The organism is Xanthomonas sp. NCPPB 2864, from assembly GCF_056675615.1.
Genome location: NZ_JBWWVS010000004.1, coordinates 140,485 through 156,683, shown reverse-complemented (window position 1 = coordinate 156,683; position 16,199 = coordinate 140,485). Strand labels below are relative to the sequence as shown.

The following is a 16,199-nucleotide window of genomic DNA, read 5'->3' as shown; positions in this document are numbered from 1 at the left end:
ATCGTTGCGAGGTGCGAATCCGTCGCAACATGTGCACGCACGCGCAAGAATTTCCGTGAGGGGCGCGTCGGGACGCGCAGCATTTTGCACATCGGCATGGCCGCGCCTGCCAGAGTGCGCACGGACTGCACGCGCGCGTGCAGGTCTCTAGCGCTCGTGCAGCGAGGTCAACGGCAACTGGATCTCGCATTCCAGGCGTGTATCGCTGAGCTCGTAACGCGTCTGTGCGCCATGGCTGTACGGCAGCGCCTTTTCGATCAGACGGCGGCCGAATCCGCCCGCCTGGTCGCGGTCGTCGCGCCGCTGCTGGCTGGCACCTTCCTCGATCCACGACAGCACCAGACGCGCGGAGGCGTCGTTGGTGGACACCACGTCCCAGCGCACCGACAGCGTGCCGGTCTCCACCGCCAGCGCCCCGTACTTGAGTGCATTGGTTGCCAGTTCGTGCAGCGCCAGCGCCAGCGTCTGCACCGTGGACTTGCGCAGCGCCACATCCGGGCCTTCCACCACGATGCGCTGTTGGTCGGGCTCGGCACCAAGTGCATCCAGCTCCATCCGCAGCAGCGCACCGATGGTGGTGGGCACGTTGTCCGACTGCGACAACAGTCCTTGCACACGCGACAACGCAGAGAGCCGGTCGTCAAACCTGCCGGCGAATTCCGGCATGCTGTGGCTGGTCTGGACGGTCTGCTTGGCAACCGACTGCACCACGGTGATCAGGTTGCGGGTGCGGTGCTGCAATTCGCTGACCAGCACGCGCTGTTCGTCCTGCAGGCGGCGCAAATTGTCCGATTCGGTGGAGGTTCCCAGCCATTCCAGCACCTGGCCGCGCTCGTCCAGCACCGGCGCGCTGCGCGTATGGAACCAGCGGTAGCCGTCTTCGGCTGCGTTGAACAGGCGGTGTTCCACATCCAGCCCGCCGGTACGCGCACTGTCGTGCCAGGCATTCAGGGTCAGCTCGCGCTCGTCCGGATGCACCACCTGCAGCCAGCCCAGTTCCAGGCTCTCGCCATCGCGCTGGCCGGTGTAGCTGGACCACTGCGGGCTGGACCAGGTCCAGCGACCGCCATCGAGCGAGCGCCACACCAGTTGCGGAATGCCTTCCATCAAGGTACGCAGGCGCTGCTCGCTGCTGCGCAACGCGCGCTCGGCGCGTGTCAGCGGGGTGACGTCCATGAAGGTCAACACCGCACCGCCGATGAAATTGTTGACGGTGCGGTACGGCAGTACGCGCACCATGTAGCGCGCGCGCGTGGCGGGGTTTTCCACCTCGCGGTCCAGCACCGCCAGCGTGCGGATCACCCGGCGCACGTCGTCCTGCAGCTCGTCGTAGGCCACGTGCAGCTTGATGTTGCTGATCGGCCGGTGGATGTCGCTTTCCACCAGCGGCAGGATGTCGGTGACCGCGGGAGTAAAGTTGGTGACGCGCAGCTCGTTGTCCAGGAACACGGTGGCGATCTGGGTGCTTTCCAGCAGGTTCTTCAGGTCGCTGTTGGCATGCGCGAGTTCCTGCACGCGGTGGGCCAGCTCACCGTTGACCGTGGTGACCTCCTCGTTGACCGACTGCAGCTCTTCCTTGGAGGTTTCCAGCTCTTCGTTGGCGCTCTGCAGTTCTTCGTTGAGCGACTGGTACTCCTCGTTGGAGGACTTGAGCTCCTCGTTGGTGCTTTCCAGCTCCTCGATCATCGACTGCAGACGCTCGCGGGTCATACGCAGCTCGTTCTCCAGCGCCTGCACGTGCGCATTGTCGGACACCGTATCTTTCGGCGGCGCCAGCTCGGCCAGTTCACGCGCTTCCACTTCCTGGAACAACACCACATAGCCGCGCGGCACGTCCGAATCGGAGGTCGGCTCCACGAACAGGTCCACCGCCAGGGTCGCCGCGTCCTCGTGCATCTGGATGCCCCTGGCCTGCACCGGCGTCATGTCCGCTTCGGCACGGCTGAGCGCGCTGCGCAACTCCAGCCGCAGGTCGCGGTGAACCAGGTTGAGCAGGTTGAGGCTGGGTGCGCCGCCGCCGGGACGAATGAAACGCCCGGCCTGGGAAGAGAAATGCAGCACGTCGAAATGCTCGTCCAGCACCGCATAGGCCGGGGCATAGCGATCGGCGATGCGCTCGCCGGCGCGCACCAGTGCATTGCTGACGCTGTGCTGCTGGCGGTTGGCCGCCGGTGCATGGCCGTCCAGTCCCAGCGAAGATGACGGGAAGGTCGCATGCATGCGGCTGTCGGCATCGATCTTCTGGAACACGCGGAAGCTGCGCTCCACCGGTGCGAACAACTTGGCATGCCGCGAGACGTTTTCGGCGTTGCCCAGGAACAGATAGCCGCCGGGCTTGAGGGCGAAGTGAAACACCGGGATCACCCGGTTCTGCAGCTCGGCGTCCAGGTAGATCAGCAGATTGCGGCACGACACCAGATCCAGCCGCGAGAACGGCGGGTCCTTGACGATGCTGTGCTGCGAGAACACGCACAGCTCGCGCAGCTGCTTGCTCACCACATAGGTATCGCCCTCCTTGACGAACCAGCGCTGCAGGCGCTCCGGCCCCACGTCGGCGACGATGCTGGACGAATAACGCCCCACCCGTGCGATGGCCAACGCCCGCCCGTCGATGTCGCTGGCGAAGATCTGGATGCGCGGCGCCACGTCCAGCGTCTGCGCATGCTCGCGCAACAGCATCGCCAACGAATAGGCCTCTTCGCCGGTGGAGCAACCCAGCACCCACACCCGCAGGTGATCGCCCGGCTGCTTGCCCTGGAACAGGCGCGGAATCACCTGCTGCTCCAGAAATTCGAACTCGCGGCGGTCGCGGAAGAACTGGGTGACGCCGATCAGCAGATCGTTGAACAGCAGCAGCGGTTCGTCGAAGCGGCTGCGCAGCTGCTCCAGATACTGTTCCAGCGTGTCCACCTGCACCACCTGCATGCGTCGCTGCACGCGGCGCAGGAAGGTGGCGCGCTTGTACCCGTGGAAATCATGGCCGGTGGCATTGCGCAGGATGCTGGCGACCTGGCTGAGCTGATCGTTCTCGCTACCGTTGCGCACGCCCACCGGTGCCGGATGACCGAAGCGATGGTGGCGTTGCATATGCGCGGCGATGCGTGCGGCCACGCGCGGCAGCGGCAGGATGTCGTCGCTGATGGCGGCCGGGTTGCCGGCACTGCGCAGATCCATGCCATGTAACGACGGGTCGTCCACCGCCAGCGCCAGACCGCCACATTCCTTGATCGCGGCGGTACCCAGGGTGCCGTCGCCATCGAAGCGGCCCATGATCAGGCCGATCACGTTGCCGTCCTGGTCGTGCGCCATCGAAACGAAGAAACTGTCGATCAAGCCGTGATCGCTGGCTTCCTCCAACGGGCGCAGCCGCAGCCGGCCTTCTTCCAGGGTCACCAGGGTCTGGCTGGGCGGCAGGTAAATGCGCCCGGGATGCAGCGCATCGCCATCCTCCGGCGCCAGCAGCAGGCTGGATTGCGGGCCGAGCAACTCGCGCAGGCGCGGCTCGTCCAGCAGGTGGCGATCGCGCAACAACAGCATGATGACCAGATTGGGCGCCCCGGCGACCGCGTCGAGCAGCTCGGCCAGGCGGGTGGCATCCAGGCCATCGGCGCCGACACCGAGAACGAATAACGGCGGTGGCGCCACGGCGTCGTGCACAGGGGTCGCTGCGGTGTCGTCGCAGGAAGTGTCGTCGTCAGTCATCGCATCGATCGCGTCGGGTGTGAGGCGCAATCGTCAATGATGGCGCAAACCCGCCTCTACTGCTACGCGGCGTCTGAGCGGTACAGCTGCCTTGCACCACCGGTTCTGGAAGCGCCTGCTTACGCGCGGCGTTAACCGACGCGACGCGCACTATGGCTTGCGCGTCGCCAGACAGCGCCACCGCTCCAGGAGCTCGCCATGCAGGACAATCCACTCAACGGCCGTCGCATCCTCGTGGTCGAGGACGATTATCTGCTGGCCGAATCGCTCAACGATCTGTTGGTGGAAGCCGGCGTCTATGTACTCGGGCCGGTGGGCAATGTGCCGGAGGCATTGTCGCTGGTGGCCTCCGGCCAGACCATCGATGGCGCTTTGCTCGACGTCAATGTGCGTGGCCAACCGGTGTTTCCGGTCGCCGATGCGCTGCTGGAGCGCGGCGTGCCGTTCTCGTTCTGCTCCGGCTACGACCGCTACACGCTACCGCCGCGGTTTGCGCATCTGTCGTACTGCATGAAGCCCTACAACCCGCGCACCATCACCGCACTGCTCAGCAACCAGACCCAGCCTGCCGAGCATTACTGATCGGCGCTGTCGGTGGACATCGCATCGTCCTGGCGCAGGGCGCGCTCTTCTTCGCCCAGTTGATTGAGCAACTCCACCGCCGACTGATGGGTGGTGCGCAAGGTCTCCATGGGCTTGGAGGTCTCGTTGCGTAACGCATACAACGCAAAGCCCATCACGTTGAGGCGGTTGCGCAGCTGATGCAGCAGCTCGCGCCGCCGCCCCTGGGATGCATCGCCCACTACGCGTCCTTGTCGCTGAGCCGGTTGTGCAGGGTGCGCACACTGATCCCCAACTCGCGCGCCGCCGCCTTCTTGTTGAAGCGGGTGCGCGCCAGTGCTGCCTCGATCATGGCGTCCTCGGCCTGGCGCATGGTCCATCCCGCCGGAATCAGCAAGCCGTCTTCATCGGCCTGCGGCACGGTCTGCACCACATCCGGTGCGCTCAGCAGGTCGCCGTCCGCGCGCAGGTACAGATAGCGGATGAACGAGCGCAGTTCGCGCACGTTGCCCGGCCAGGTGTGGTAGGCCAGATAGCGCAGCAACGACTTGGTCGGCAGCTTGCGGGTGCCGTACTTGACGTTGAGCTCATCGATCACGCGCAGGCCCAGCAGCCGCGCATCGCCGCGACGCTCGCGCAGCGGCGGCACCTGGATCGGGTACTCGTTGAGCCGATAGAACAGATCCTCGCGCAGCACGCCGTGCTCGCGTTGCACATGCTGGTGCGTCGCCGCGACCACGCGCGCATCCAGTGGAATCTCCTCGCTGCCCCCCACGCGCATGAAGCTGCGCGACTCGATCGCGCGCAGCAGGTAGACCTGCAGCCGGGTCGGCATCTCGCCGATCTCATCCAGGAACAGCGTGCCATCGGCGGCCTGCTCCAGGAAGCCGGCGTGCCGACGATCGGCACCGGTGAAGCTGCCGCGCTCGTGGCCGAACAACTGGCTGGCGAGCAGCTCCTCGGGAATGGCACCGCAGTTGACCGGCACGAAGCGACCACGCCGGCCGGAGACCCGGTGGATCGCGCGCGCGACCAGATCCTTGCCGGTGCCGGTCTCGCCGGTCACCAGCACATTCAGATCGGTCGGCGCGACGCGCAGGATGTCCTTGCGCAGCAGCACGATGCTGTCGCTGTTGCCGATGATGCCCAGATTGCCCTGCTGCGCGTCGCGCAGGCCGCCGAGCACGCGCTCCAGCCGCTCGGGCGCAAACGGCTTGGTGAGGAACTCACTGACGCCGAACTGCTGCGCGCGGCCCTGGGTTTCGTAGGCGTAATCGCCCGAAACCACCACAATCTGCGGCGTGTGATCCGGGTCGAGCCGTTCGATGAGATCGAAACCGCTACCGTCGGGCAGACCAACGTCCACCACCAACAGGTCGGGGAAGTTGCTGTCCAGCCAACGGCTGGCTTCGCCAAGGGTGTGGATGCCCTTGGCACGGAAGCCGCTATCGGTGGCTAACTCAACCACCTGATCGCAGAACTCCACGTCGTCGTCGATGATGGCGCAGGAAAGACGGTCCATGGGCGCTTCTGTCCGCAATGACTAATACATGTTCAGTTGAGAATTGTGACGGCTGCGCGAAAAACGCGCCTGTACGTCACCACGAGATGGCACATCCGTGTCACGGCCATCCGGCCGTATGGCGCCCGCTTCCCCCCAAGTCGAGCTCGCCGTAGATGGTCGACCGAAGTACGCATGGCGGCGCTGGATTACGCCAGTGCCAAGCGTCATGGTCGGGGTAGGTCAGCGCGTCGTCTTGGGCGAAACGCCAAGGAGCGCAAGGTTTGCGGGAGATGGAGGGCAACCCGGACACGGGTACCGTTGGACTGAGCTGACGGATCAGCTCGCTTGGCTTGCGCTACGACGCGCCTGCTGGACTGTCGGCTCGCGCCGACGTGGATCATTGCCGGTGGATGCCTTGTGCACGCCCGGCCGCGAGCCGTCGGGTGCGCTGTGTTGCCAATAGCCTACGCATCGGCCGTGGAGAAAACGTGCATGGAGCGGCCAAGGCCGGCGCTGTGACACGACGGCAGAGTTGCGTGCGCCTGCATCGCGAACGCCGGAACTGCAGCGTCGAGCGCGACTCAGCGCTTCTCGGAGCCGTCCGGTCGCTCGTAATCGTGCTCGGGGTCGGCCTTGTTCACATCGCGGTCTTCGTCGGGCATGTCGTGCACCTTCCACTCGACATCCTCGTTGCGCTGTTCCTGCGGCGTAAACGGCTTTTGCTGGTCGTCGTCCGGGCCCCATGGCTTTTTCGGTTCGCTGCCCATCGTCGTTCTCCTGCGTTTGTGGTCGTGAGCCCACGCTAGGCCGGCGTGCATTGCACAGCAGTGAACAAAGCTGCGCGATGGCGTGAAGCAATCGCCGCATGCACAGGCGGCGACATCGTCAACACACACGCCGCCGACATCGCCTAGCCCGCCCGTTTACGTCTGCGCACGCACACTGCAGTGCATCGTGATGCGTCACACCGCCAGGAGACTGAAATGCCCGTACCCAATTACCCGCGCCCGCCATTCAAGCCGCAGCAGCAGAACTTTCCCGGGCGTACCGAGAAGATGGACCCACGCCCGGATCACGGCGAAGACAGCTATGTCGGTCATGGGCAGCTCACCGGCAAGCGTGCCCTGATCACCGGCGGCGACAGCGGCATCGGTGCGGCCGTGGCGATCGCCTATGCACGCGAGGGTGCCGACGTGGCGATCGCCTATCTTCCCGACGAGCAGGAAGACGCCGCCAGAATCGGCGCATTGATCGAAAAGGCTGGCGTCAAGGCCTTGCTGGTGGGCTGCGACATCAGCGACCCGGCCCAGGCGGCTGCGTTGATCGAACAGGTCAACAGCACGTTCGGCGGCCTGGATATCTTGGTCAACAACGCCGGCTATCAGAAATATTTTGAGAACTTCGAAGACATCACGCTGGAGGAATGGCGCAAGACCTTCGACACCAACGTGCATGCCGTGTTCCACCTGGTGCAGTTGTCGGTACCGCTGATGAAAGACGGCGGCTCCATCATCAATACCGCCTCGGTGCAGTCCAAGAAGCCGACGCCGAACATCCTGCCGTATGCCGCTACCAAGGGCGCGCTGGCCAACCTGACGATTGGCCTGGCAGGCGTGCTGGCCGACAAGCACATCCGCGTCAACGCGGTGCTGCCGGGCCCGATCTGGACGCCGTTCATTCCCGCCGGCATGGACGAGGAGTCGGTGGAAAACTTCGGCGGCCAGACACCGATGGGACGCCCCGGGCAACCGGTGGAGCTGGCATCGGCGTACGTGATGCTGGCAGCCGATACCGCCAGCTACACCTCGGGCACATTGCTCACCATTGCCGGTGGCGCGGTCACGCTGTAACGCCGTCCAGCGCTGCAGCTGCTCGCAAAGCCCGCCTCGCTTGCTTAGCGAGGCGGCAGGCCGCGCGCGTGGGCGGCGAGCTGGTGGATGCGGTGTCCACTGTGTGGAAGATCAAGGCGTTTGCCGCACGCGATCGCGAAAGCGCGCGGCTGGCCGAGCAGATCGGCGACGAGGCGGTGGCCCATCGCCGCAGCTGGATGTACGTGGAAAAGGCCCGCGTGATCCACGACATCTGCCTGTCGGTGATGGCCGGCGGCATGCTGATGTGGGCGATCAGCATGCGGCGCGCCGGCACGGTGAGCGCGGGCGACGTGGTGCTGGTCAGCGCGCTGACTTTCCGCATCCTGCCCGGCTCGCGCGACCTGGCGCTGACGCTGGTGGACACCACCCAGCAGTTGGGCGCCCTCGCCGACACGCTGCAGATCATCCTGCAGCCACATACCATCGTTGACGCGGACGCACCGCTGGCCCTGGCCCAGGGCGATGTGCGGTTCGAAGAGGTGCGCTTTGCCTATCCGGAGCGGGCGGCGGTGCTGGATGGATTGAACCTGCACATCCCTGCCGGCCAGAAGGTCGGCATCGTCGGGCCCTCCGGTGCCGGCAAGTCCCCCTTGATCGCGCTGATCCAGCGCCTGGACGATGTGCAATCCGGACGCGTGCTGATCGATGGCCAGGACATCGCAGCCTCAGCCAGGACAGCCTGCGCGAAAAGATTGCGGTGGTTCCGCAGGAAACCGCGCTGTTCAATCGCAGCATTGCCGACAACATCCGCTACGGCCGCCCGGAGGCCGGCGATGCGGAAGTGCAGGACGCCGCGCGGCACGCATTCTGCGATGGCTTCGTCCGGCAGCTGCCGCAGGGCTACGACACCCAGGTCGGCGAACGCGGGGTCATGCTCTCCGGTGGTCAACGCCAGCGTCTGGGCATCGCGCGCGCGTTCCTGAAGGACCCGCCGATCCTGATCCTGGACGAAGCCACCTCGGCACTGGACACCGAATCGGAAGCGGAAATCCAGGCCGCGCTGGATCACCTGATGCGCGAACGCACCGCACTGGCGGTGGCGCATCGCCTGTCCACGGTGATCGGCTTCGATCGTATCGTGGTGCTGCAGGAAGGCCGCGTGGTCGAAGACGGCAACCCGGCACAGCTGCGTGGTCACGGTGGCGTGTTCGATGGTCTGTGGCAACGCCAGGCGGCGGGATTCGAGCGGGCTGCGCCTGATGCGTCATGAAGACGGCCTTGCGATGCGATCGCCCGGTACCGGCCGAGCATGCTGCAGGTGTGCAGCAGATCGAGTAGACACGCCCCACGCATGCCCACAACGACAACAGGCAGCCGAAGCTGCCTGTTGCCTGCATCGCACCGCGCGTCACGCGGTGCCTGATCCACATCGCTGCCTGATCAGTGCGGCTGGTTCGACTTGGCACGCAGCGACTTGGCATGCTCCAGATGCTGGGCGACGGTCTCGCGTGCGCGCTGCAGTTCCTTGCCCAGATCGCTCGAACCCGGCTCGCTGGCCAGCTGCGCATCCAGCAACGTCAACGCTTGCTCATGGCTGGTCACGCTGGCCTGCAGGTACTGCGTTTCGAACTCCTTGCCGTTCAAGCCTTCCAGACGCTTGCGGGTGCCATCAGCGCGGGTGGTTGCAGCCTGCGCCAGCGTGCCGCTGCGATCCGGTGCAAACCGGCTGAGATCGGTGAGCGCCGCACTGTGGGCCTCGTCCATCTTGCGTGCAAACTGCAAGGTCTCGCCGCCAAGTCCCTTGACGACTGCCAGTTGCGCCAGCGTGCGCTCCTGCTCGTTAAACACCACCAGCGCACCAAGCGCCTGCTTGCGATCGCCGGAGATTGCAGCGGCATCACGCAACGGGTCGCCATGCGGCGGCGTGCTGCCCGCATTGGCCGGCGCGCTCAGCGTCTGCGGTTGAATATCGCGATCGTTGTTCTTCGGGCTGGCCGCTTCACCGGACTCGTTCTGGCGACGCTGCCATGCCTTGTAAGCCACGTAGCCCACTGCACCGGCGGTCACCATCTTGAAAATTCCCATCGTTGTCTCCTGGTTGATCGCGCAAGGCACGATCGTTGATTGTCGGGGTCGCATGGTCGCTGTACGCATGAGCTGCGAACGATTCAGCGTGGCATTCGAGAGTGCGAGCGCGCGGGTTATCCAGGCGTGACACACGCATCAACGCCGCGTCGCCAATCGAACGCGTCCACACCGTGCGCACGTGCCGTGCTGACGGACTTAACGGCGCGCTGCCGACACTGGCTGTGTTGCCGCACATCGACGGCCTTTCCGGAGAACCCCCATGCTCGCCCTCAACTACCACGGCTCACGCGATGTCCGGGTCGAAACCGTGCCGGACCCGGTCCTGGTCGAACGCGACGATCTCATCCTGCGCGTGACCGCCACCGCCATCTGCGGTTCGGATCTGCATCTGTACCGCGGCAAGATTCCGGATCTGCGGCACGGCGATATCCTCGGCCATGAGTTCATGGGCATTGTCGAAGACGTGGGCCCCGACGTCACCGCCGTCAAACGCGGCGACCGCGTGGTGATCCCCTTCGTGGTGGCCTGCGGACGCTGCTTCCACTGCATGCTGCAGGAATTCTCCGCCTGCGAGACCACCAACACCGGCAAGGGCGCGGCGCTCAACCACAAGGACATGCGGCCGCCGGCGGCGCTGTTCGGCTTCAGTCATCTGTACGGCGGTCTGTCCGGCGGGCAGGCCGAATACGTGCGCGTGCCCAAGGCCAATGTCGGGCCGCTGGTGGTACCCGATGCATTGCACGACGAGCAGGTGCTGTTCCTGTCCGACATCCTGCCGACCGGCTATCAGGCCGTCATCGATGCCGGGGTCAAGCAGGGTTCGACGGTGGCGATCTTCGGTGCCGGCCCGGTGGGCCTGATGGCGGCGGCGTGCTGCCGCATGCTGGGCGCCGAGCGCATCTTCATGGTCGACCGGCATGCCTACCGGCTGGACTTTGCATCCAAGGCCTACGGCATCATTCCGATCAACTTCGACGAGGTCGACGACCCGGCCGATGTCATCGTGTCGCAAACCGATGGCCGCGGCGTGGATGCCAGCATCGAAGCGGTGGGCTTCGAGGCCGAAGGCAGCGCGATCGAAACCGCGTTGACCAACTTGAAGCTGGAAGGCAGCAGCGGTGTTGCAATCCGCCAATGCATCGCGGCAACGCGCCGCTGCGGTGTGGTCAGCGTGCCGGGCGTGTATGCCGGCTTCATCCACGCCTTCATGTTCGGCGATGCCTTCGACAAGGGGCTGAGCTTCAAGATGGGCCAGACCCATGTGCAGAAGCATATGCCGCATTTGCTGGAATGCATTGGCAATGGCGACCTCAAGCCCAGCGCGATCATCTCCCATCGCATGCCGCTGGCCGATGCAGCGCGCGGCTATGAGCTGTTCGACAAGAAGCAGGACGATTGCCGCAAGGTGGTGTTGACGCCGTAACAGCCAGCAACGCTGCAAACGCAAACGGCGCGGTCGATGACCGCGCCGTTTGCGTTGCTGGCTCGTGTGGCCTGGTCAGTCCAGCGGCTTGGCCGGCACGAACGGCGACACCGGATCGCTGGCCGGAAAGGTTTCTTCCAGCGCATCGTCCTGCAAGGCGTCCTGTTTTTCCTTCTCGCTGCGTTGGTCTTCGTGATCGCCGGCCAGATCGGGCGCAGTTGCGTGTTGATGGGCAGTATTCATGGGATCTCCTGTCGCGTTGATGCGGACCACCCAACGCTACGGTGGCCTGCCGGCGGCACAGGTGAAAGAGGTCTTCGCATCGGCGTGACAAAGGCAACCGTTTAGGCAAACGTCTGATGCCTCGGCAGGTTGTCGCAACGTCGCAATCGTACGCACGCGGACCACAGCACGATCGAGCGCGCAGCATGCCGTGCTTGCGTCCACACGCACCCACGCAACACACGGCACTGCCGGCAATGTGATCATTGCGTTTTCGCGCCGCGAGAAAACAGGCTGCTGCCGCCACGGCGGGGACCGGTTCACACCCCGGCGCGCCCAGGGTGTATGGTGCAAGGGCGGCCGGACTCCGGTGTCGCCCTCACTCTATCTGGCCTTCTCCATCAAGAATCTCTGCGAACGTTGCGACGCCGTCTGTTGCCGGCTCACCGTCATGGTCGATCCATCCGACCGCATCCCCAACCACTTGACCAGCGTGACACCGCAAGGTTGGCACGTGATGGCGCGTGACGAGGAAGGCTGGTGCGTGGCCATCGATGCGGCGCGCATGTGTTGTTCGATCTACGAGACGCGGCCGGCAATCTGCCGGCGTTTCGTCATGTCCGGGCCGTATTGCCGCGACGTGCGTGCCACCTACGACGACCAACGCCGGCGGGGCATTCCCTTGACGCTGTACAACGCATGAGGATTTCGCCATGAACAACTCCCGCCGTCAGTCGATGACCGTGAGCAATCAGCCAGGCAAGCCGCGCTTGTCCGAGCAACGGCTGGCTGCCGACCTGGAGGCGTTCCAGCAATCCGGTGGCGCGATCGAGCGCCTGGGCGATACCCCGCTGCGTCGCGACAAGAAGCGCGGCGAGCCCGAGGCCGCTCCTGCCAAGGCAGTCAAAAAACCCGCTGCCAAGGCAACCGACGCGTCCGACGCAGAGACCGCGACAACCGCAACAACCGACGCCGAGTAAGCGCGTCGCAGTGGCAGCACACCTGCGTTGTGGCTGTCGCTGTTGGAGTTGGAGTTGGGCGATCGATGCCGCGCTGCGTGCACACACCGCAGCCGGCTGAACCCACAGCGCCGGCATCGTCGGCTTCGAAAAAATGACCGCCTTCCGGCACGCAGACCCGCGTCGCCAACAGGCAAGCGCGGATTACAGCAGTTGCGCGTGTTTGGTCGCGCCCAGTCCCTGTGCCAGTGAAGCCATCTCGTTGGCCAGTGTGATCAGATCGCCGCCGGCTTGCGCGGCAAGAGTCATGATGCGTTGATACGCGTCCCAGAAGTCCGGTCCACTGCCATAGGCGTCGTGGAACCCTTGTAACTCCAGGACCATGAGATCGGACACCTGCATGTCGCAGCGGTCCATTGTGGTCACCTCGTTGGGGAGTCGTCCCCGGACCGGCAGCCTACACGCGTTCACCTTACAAAACAGGGTCGGCCGTGAGACAGCGCAGTTGGAGCTGAATTGGTCAGAGAGCAGGCGCAGACCGGCGTGATTGCGCTTGATCGGGCCCGCTGCTGCGTGTGCTGGCATGTGCGCTGACCCGAACCTGGCGCTGCATTGCGGCACGTCGATGTGCACCATGCGCAACCGCTGCCGCGATCATGCACGACCCCACGCCAGGCGCCGCACTCACGCCGCATCCTGCAAGCCCTGCTGCAGGCATTCCAGCAACCGGCTCAGCTTGGGCAGCAACTGGCGCGCGCGCATCCACACCAGATGCAGTGGCAGGCCTTCGGTATCGCATTGCGGCAGTACCGCGACCAGGCTGCCGCGCTGCAGGTGCTGATCGATCAGCCAGGTCGGCAGCTGTGCGATACCCAGCCCGGCCACCACCGCGTCCACCTGCGCCTCGGCATTGCCGAACACCACCCGCGCGTCCATCGCACGCTGTTCCACCGGCCCTGCGCCATGCCGCAGCAACCACGGGCTACTGCTGCCGTCGGCCTTGCCGTAGAGCACCGCATCGTGCGCCAGCAAGGCGGCAATGCTGTCGGGCGTGCCGCGCTGCGCCAGGTACTGCGGTGCGGCGCAGAACACGCGTTTTTCATGGCCCAGATAGCGGTGCCCCAGGCTGCTGTGCCACTGATCCGGACCGCCGATGCGCACCGCGATGTCGATGCCTTCTTCGGCCATGTCGACGAAGCGATCGGTGAACGAAATGACCGGCTGCAGGCCGGGATAACGCTGGAAGAACGGCAGCAACACCGGCAACACCTTGTGCCGGCCGAAGCTCACCGGCAGGTCCAGCCGCAGCCGGCCGGTGGGCGCCTGGCCTTCGGCGCGCAGCACGTGCTCGGCCTCCTCCAGCTCATCGAGCACCTTGACGCAGACCCGGTAGAACGCCGCGCCTGCGTCGGTCAGCGCCAGCCGCCGGGTGGTGCGTGCGAACAGGCGCACGCCCAGACGCGTCTCCAGGCGTGCGATGGCTTTGCCCACTGCCGAGCTGGTCAGGCTGAGCCGCTCGGCGGCGGCCGTGAAGCTGCCGGCATCGGCGGCGCTGACAAAGATATCGATGCCTTTGACGCGTTCAGAGGGATGCATGGGTATACATTCAAGAACTGAAGTCCGCAATGTACGGAAAATACTCCCGATATACGATCTTAATTCTTTCCTATGATGGCCAGCCCACACTGCGACGCATGCCATGTCTGCTGTCGGCTCTACTTCCTCTCCCGTTTCCGCCACCGCGGCACCGGCCGCTGCTCGCAGCGGCCTGGCGATCTTCATCCTGGTGTTTGCCGCGTTCGTGATCGTCACCACCGAGTACCTGATCGTCGGGCTGCTGCCCGGCCTTGCACGCGACATGGAAATTTCCATCTCCGCGGCCGGCCAGCTGGTGACGTTGTTCGCCTTCACCGTGATGCTGTTCGGCCCGCCGCTGACCGCGTGGCTGTCGCATCTGGATCGCAAGCGCCTGTTTGTCATGATCCTGCTGGTGTTTGCGGTCTCCAACGCGGTGGCCGCGCTGGCGCCCAATATCTGGGTGCTGGCCTTTGCCCGCTTCGTACCGGCGCTGGCGCTGCCGGTGTTCTGGGGAACCGCCAGCGAAACCGCCGGGCAACTGGCCGGGCCGCAGCACGCAGGGCGCGCGGTATCGCGGGTGTATCTGGGCATTTCGGCGGCGCTGCTGTTCGGCATTCCGCTGGGCACGGTGGCCGCCAACAGCATCGGCTGGCGTGGCGCGTTCTGGATCCTGGCTGCCCTGTCGCTGGCGATGGCCGCGGCGCTGGCGCTCTGGATGCCGACCGTGGCCCGCAGCGAACGGGTGAATCTGCGTCAGCAGGCCGGCATCTTCGGCGAGCGCTTCTTCCTGGCCAATGTAATCCTGTCGGTGGTGGTCTTCACCGCCATGTTCACCGCCTACACCTATCTGGCCGACCTGCTGGAACGCAGCGTGGGCGTGCCGGCGGCGAATGTGGGCTGGTGGCTGATGGGCTTTGGCGCGATCGGCCTGATCGGCAACTGGCTGGGCGGGCGGGTGGTGGATCGCTCGCCGCTGCGTGCCACGGCGGTGTTCCTGCTGCTGCTCGCGCTGGGCATGGCCCTGTGCGTGCCGGTGGCCAAGACCGGCGTGCTGCTCTATCTGACCCTGGCGGTCTGGGGCATTGCCTACACCGCGCTGTTTCCGATCAGCCAGGTGCGGGTGATGAACTCGGTGACCCACTCGCAGGCACTGGCCGGCACTACCAATGTGTCGGCGGCCAATGCCGGCATCGGCATCGGCGCCATCATCGGCGGGCTGGTGATTCCAGCCTGGGGGCTGGGCAGCATCGGCTATGTGGCCGCGGCGGTGGCGCTGCTGGGGGTGGTGCTGATTCCGTTGGTACATCGCGCCCGAGGCTGAGATGTCGCGTTGCGGGCCAGGCGCCCCTGGCCCGCAGCGTTGGTCGCGCTCGCTGCGCACGACCACGGGAGCGCAAGCCAGATACCGCTACAGATGGACTTGATCCTTGGGCGCTGCGCCTACTGGATCGCTGCGCTGCACGCTGCAATCGCACGCACACCCCCACACCAGGCCGGCTGAATGCCGCCAGGGCCGGCCTGCGCGGCCAAGCCCGCAGCTGCCGGGCAAAGCGCCGAACCGCGCAGCTTCCCGTGTAAAATGCGCGGTCTTTGACCGGAACAATGGCGAAAGCTTCTCCACGGGCGCCCCTGTCGGGCCCGGCGTTCATTCGCCTGCTTGCTCGCCTCACCGATGCCCACGTGGCCCAGTCCAACCATGCGCTCGCCGACCGGCTCAGCCAATGGATCGACTGGACGCGCGCGGTCGCCGTGTCCAAGGCGCTGGATGGCAAGCTGCCGGAGATCGAAGCGCTGCCCGACACGCGCAGACTCGACACCGAGGCCTGCGCCCGCGTGCGCACCGGGCTGGCGACCAGCAGCGTGGTCGAGCTGGATGCCGTGCTCGCGCGCGCGCGTCGCGATGCGCGCAGCGCCGCTGCCGACATCGACGCAGCGGCAGCGCCGCCCGCGCTTGACTATGCCCCGTTCCGCCAGCACTACCTGGCAATGCAGCGCGCGATGCGCACCGCCACCGGCGACCTGCGTGGCCGCCTGCGCGACATGCTGGCGCTGGAATCGGCGCCGATGGCGCGGCTGGCCGAGGTGGATGCGGTGATGGAGCTGACCTTGAGCCCACGCGAGCAGACCCTGCTGAATCATGTGCCGAACCTGCTCGGCGCGCATTTCGAGCGCCTGCGCGATGCCGCGCAGGCGCAGAACCCGGCACCCGACGGCGAGGCCGCGCCACGCGCGCTCTCCGACGGCTGGCTGGATGTGTTTCGCAAAGACATGCAGAGCGTGTTGCTCGCCGAACTGGATGTCCGTTTTCACCCGATCGAAGGCCTGCTCGCAGCGCTTCGTACCCGCTAACT

Annotated in this window: 15 protein-coding genes and 1 pseudogene; 8 read left to right on the top strand and 8 right to left on the bottom strand. The window is 65.6% G+C overall.

What is annotated here, in order from left to right:
* Positions 1-147: 147 nt before the first annotated feature.
* The gene (locus tag AC1KVE_RS11255) at positions 148-3,702 is read right to left on the bottom strand and encodes a CheR family methyltransferase (protein ID WP_481092100.1); all 3,555 of its coding nucleotides are present in this window, start codon (positions 3,700-3,702) and stop codon (positions 148-150) included.
* Between the two features lie 198 nt (positions 3,703-3,900).
* On the opposite strand from AC1KVE_RS11255, the gene AC1KVE_RS11250 reads away from it, so the two are divergent.
* Entirely contained in the window at positions 3,901-4,284 is a 384-nt protein-coding gene (locus tag AC1KVE_RS11250; RefSeq protein ID WP_024938475.1) for a response regulator, read from the top strand.
* On the opposite strand, the gene AC1KVE_RS11245 is transcribed toward AC1KVE_RS11250, so the two are convergent.
* From AC1KVE_RS11245 to AC1KVE_RS11235, 3 genes are all read right to left on the bottom strand, one after another.
* A complete protein-coding gene (locus AC1KVE_RS11245; protein ID WP_024938476.1) occupies positions 4,278-4,505 on the bottom strand; it encodes a hypothetical protein in 228 nt (75 codons plus the stop codon). The genes AC1KVE_RS11250 and AC1KVE_RS11245 overlap by 7 nt on opposite strands.
* Positions 4,505-5,785 (bottom strand): sigma-54-dependent transcriptional regulator, encoded by a 1,281-nt coding sequence (locus AC1KVE_RS11240; protein WP_046344551.1) that lies wholly within the window; start codon positions 5,783-5,785, stop codon positions 4,505-4,507. Before AC1KVE_RS11240 ends, AC1KVE_RS11245 begins: the two co-directional genes overlap by 1 nt.
* 563 nt (positions 5,786-6,348) lie before the next feature.
* Positions 6,349-6,534 (bottom strand): hypothetical protein, encoded by a 186-nt coding sequence (locus AC1KVE_RS11235; RefSeq protein WP_016900925.1) that lies wholly within the window; start codon positions 6,532-6,534, stop codon positions 6,349-6,351.
* A gap of 216 nt (positions 6,535-6,750) precedes the next feature.
* On the opposite strand from AC1KVE_RS11235, the gene AC1KVE_RS11230 reads away from it, so the two are divergent.
* Complete coding sequence (locus AC1KVE_RS11230; RefSeq protein ID WP_039525133.1) at positions 6,751-7,617, top strand: glucose 1-dehydrogenase; 867 nt, start codon at positions 6,751-6,753, stop codon at positions 7,615-7,617.
* A gap of 197 nt (positions 7,618-7,814) precedes the next feature.
* Positions 7,815-8,848, top strand: a pseudogene (locus AC1KVE_RS11225) (ABC transporter ATP-binding protein).
* A 170-nt stretch (positions 8,849-9,018) separates the two neighbouring features.
* On the opposite strand, the gene AC1KVE_RS11220 reads toward AC1KVE_RS11225, so the two are convergent.
* The gene (locus AC1KVE_RS11220; RefSeq protein WP_184379407.1) at positions 9,019-9,663 is read right to left on the bottom strand and encodes a DUF4142 domain-containing protein; all 645 of its coding nucleotides are present in this window, start codon (positions 9,661-9,663) and stop codon (positions 9,019-9,021) included.
* A 262-nt stretch (positions 9,664-9,925) separates the two neighbouring features.
* Between AC1KVE_RS11220 and AC1KVE_RS11215 the strand changes: the two genes are divergently transcribed.
* Positions 9,926-11,089, top strand: a complete 1,164-nt coding sequence (locus AC1KVE_RS11215; protein WP_024938479.1) for a zinc-dependent alcohol dehydrogenase — start codon at positions 9,926-9,928, stop codon at positions 11,087-11,089.
* Between the two features lie 75 nt (positions 11,090-11,164).
* Here the strand turns inward: AC1KVE_RS11215 and AC1KVE_RS11210 are convergent, their stop codons facing one another.
* On the bottom strand, positions 11,165-11,332 hold the full coding sequence (locus AC1KVE_RS11210) for a hypothetical protein (protein WP_164738933.1): 168 nt from the start codon (positions 11,330-11,332) through the stop codon (positions 11,165-11,167).
* Positions 11,333-11,681: 349 nt separating this feature from the next.
* Between AC1KVE_RS11210 and AC1KVE_RS11205 the strand changes: the two genes are divergently transcribed.
* Together AC1KVE_RS11205 and AC1KVE_RS11200 are read left to right on the top strand one after the other, a co-directional pair.
* The gene (locus AC1KVE_RS11205) at positions 11,682-12,014 is read left to right on the top strand and encodes a YkgJ family cysteine cluster protein (RefSeq protein ID WP_226427509.1); all 333 of its coding nucleotides are present in this window, start codon (positions 11,682-11,684) and stop codon (positions 12,012-12,014) included.
* Positions 12,015-12,024: 10 nt separating this feature from the next.
* Entirely contained in the window at positions 12,025-12,291 is a 267-nt protein-coding gene (locus AC1KVE_RS11200) for a hypothetical protein (RefSeq protein WP_024938480.1), read from the top strand.
* Positions 12,292-12,474: 183 nt separating this feature from the next.
* On the opposite strand, the gene AC1KVE_RS11195 is transcribed toward AC1KVE_RS11200, so the two are convergent.
* Positions 12,475-12,687, bottom strand: coding sequence for a hypothetical protein (locus AC1KVE_RS11195; protein WP_024938481.1), 213 nt, complete (start codon positions 12,685-12,687; stop codon positions 12,475-12,477).
* Positions 12,688-12,954: 267 nt separating this feature from the next.
* Positions 12,955-13,866 carry a LysR family transcriptional regulator gene (locus AC1KVE_RS11190; RefSeq protein ID WP_024938482.1) on the bottom strand — a complete coding sequence of 304 codons (912 nt, stop codon included), beginning with the start codon at positions 13,864-13,866 and terminating at the stop codon, positions 12,955-12,957.
* A gap of 103 nt (positions 13,867-13,969) precedes the next feature.
* On the opposite strand from AC1KVE_RS11190, the gene AC1KVE_RS11185 reads away from it, so the two are divergent.
* Positions 13,970-15,169 (top strand): MFS transporter, encoded by a 1,200-nt coding sequence (locus AC1KVE_RS11185; protein ID WP_184458099.1) that lies wholly within the window; start codon positions 13,970-13,972, stop codon positions 15,167-15,169.
* A 281-nt stretch (positions 15,170-15,450) separates the two neighbouring features.
* Complete coding sequence (locus tag AC1KVE_RS11180; protein WP_481092099.1) at positions 15,451-16,197, top strand: DUF3348 domain-containing protein; 747 nt, start codon at positions 15,451-15,453, stop codon at positions 16,195-16,197.
* Positions 16,198-16,199 lie beyond the last annotated feature (2 nt).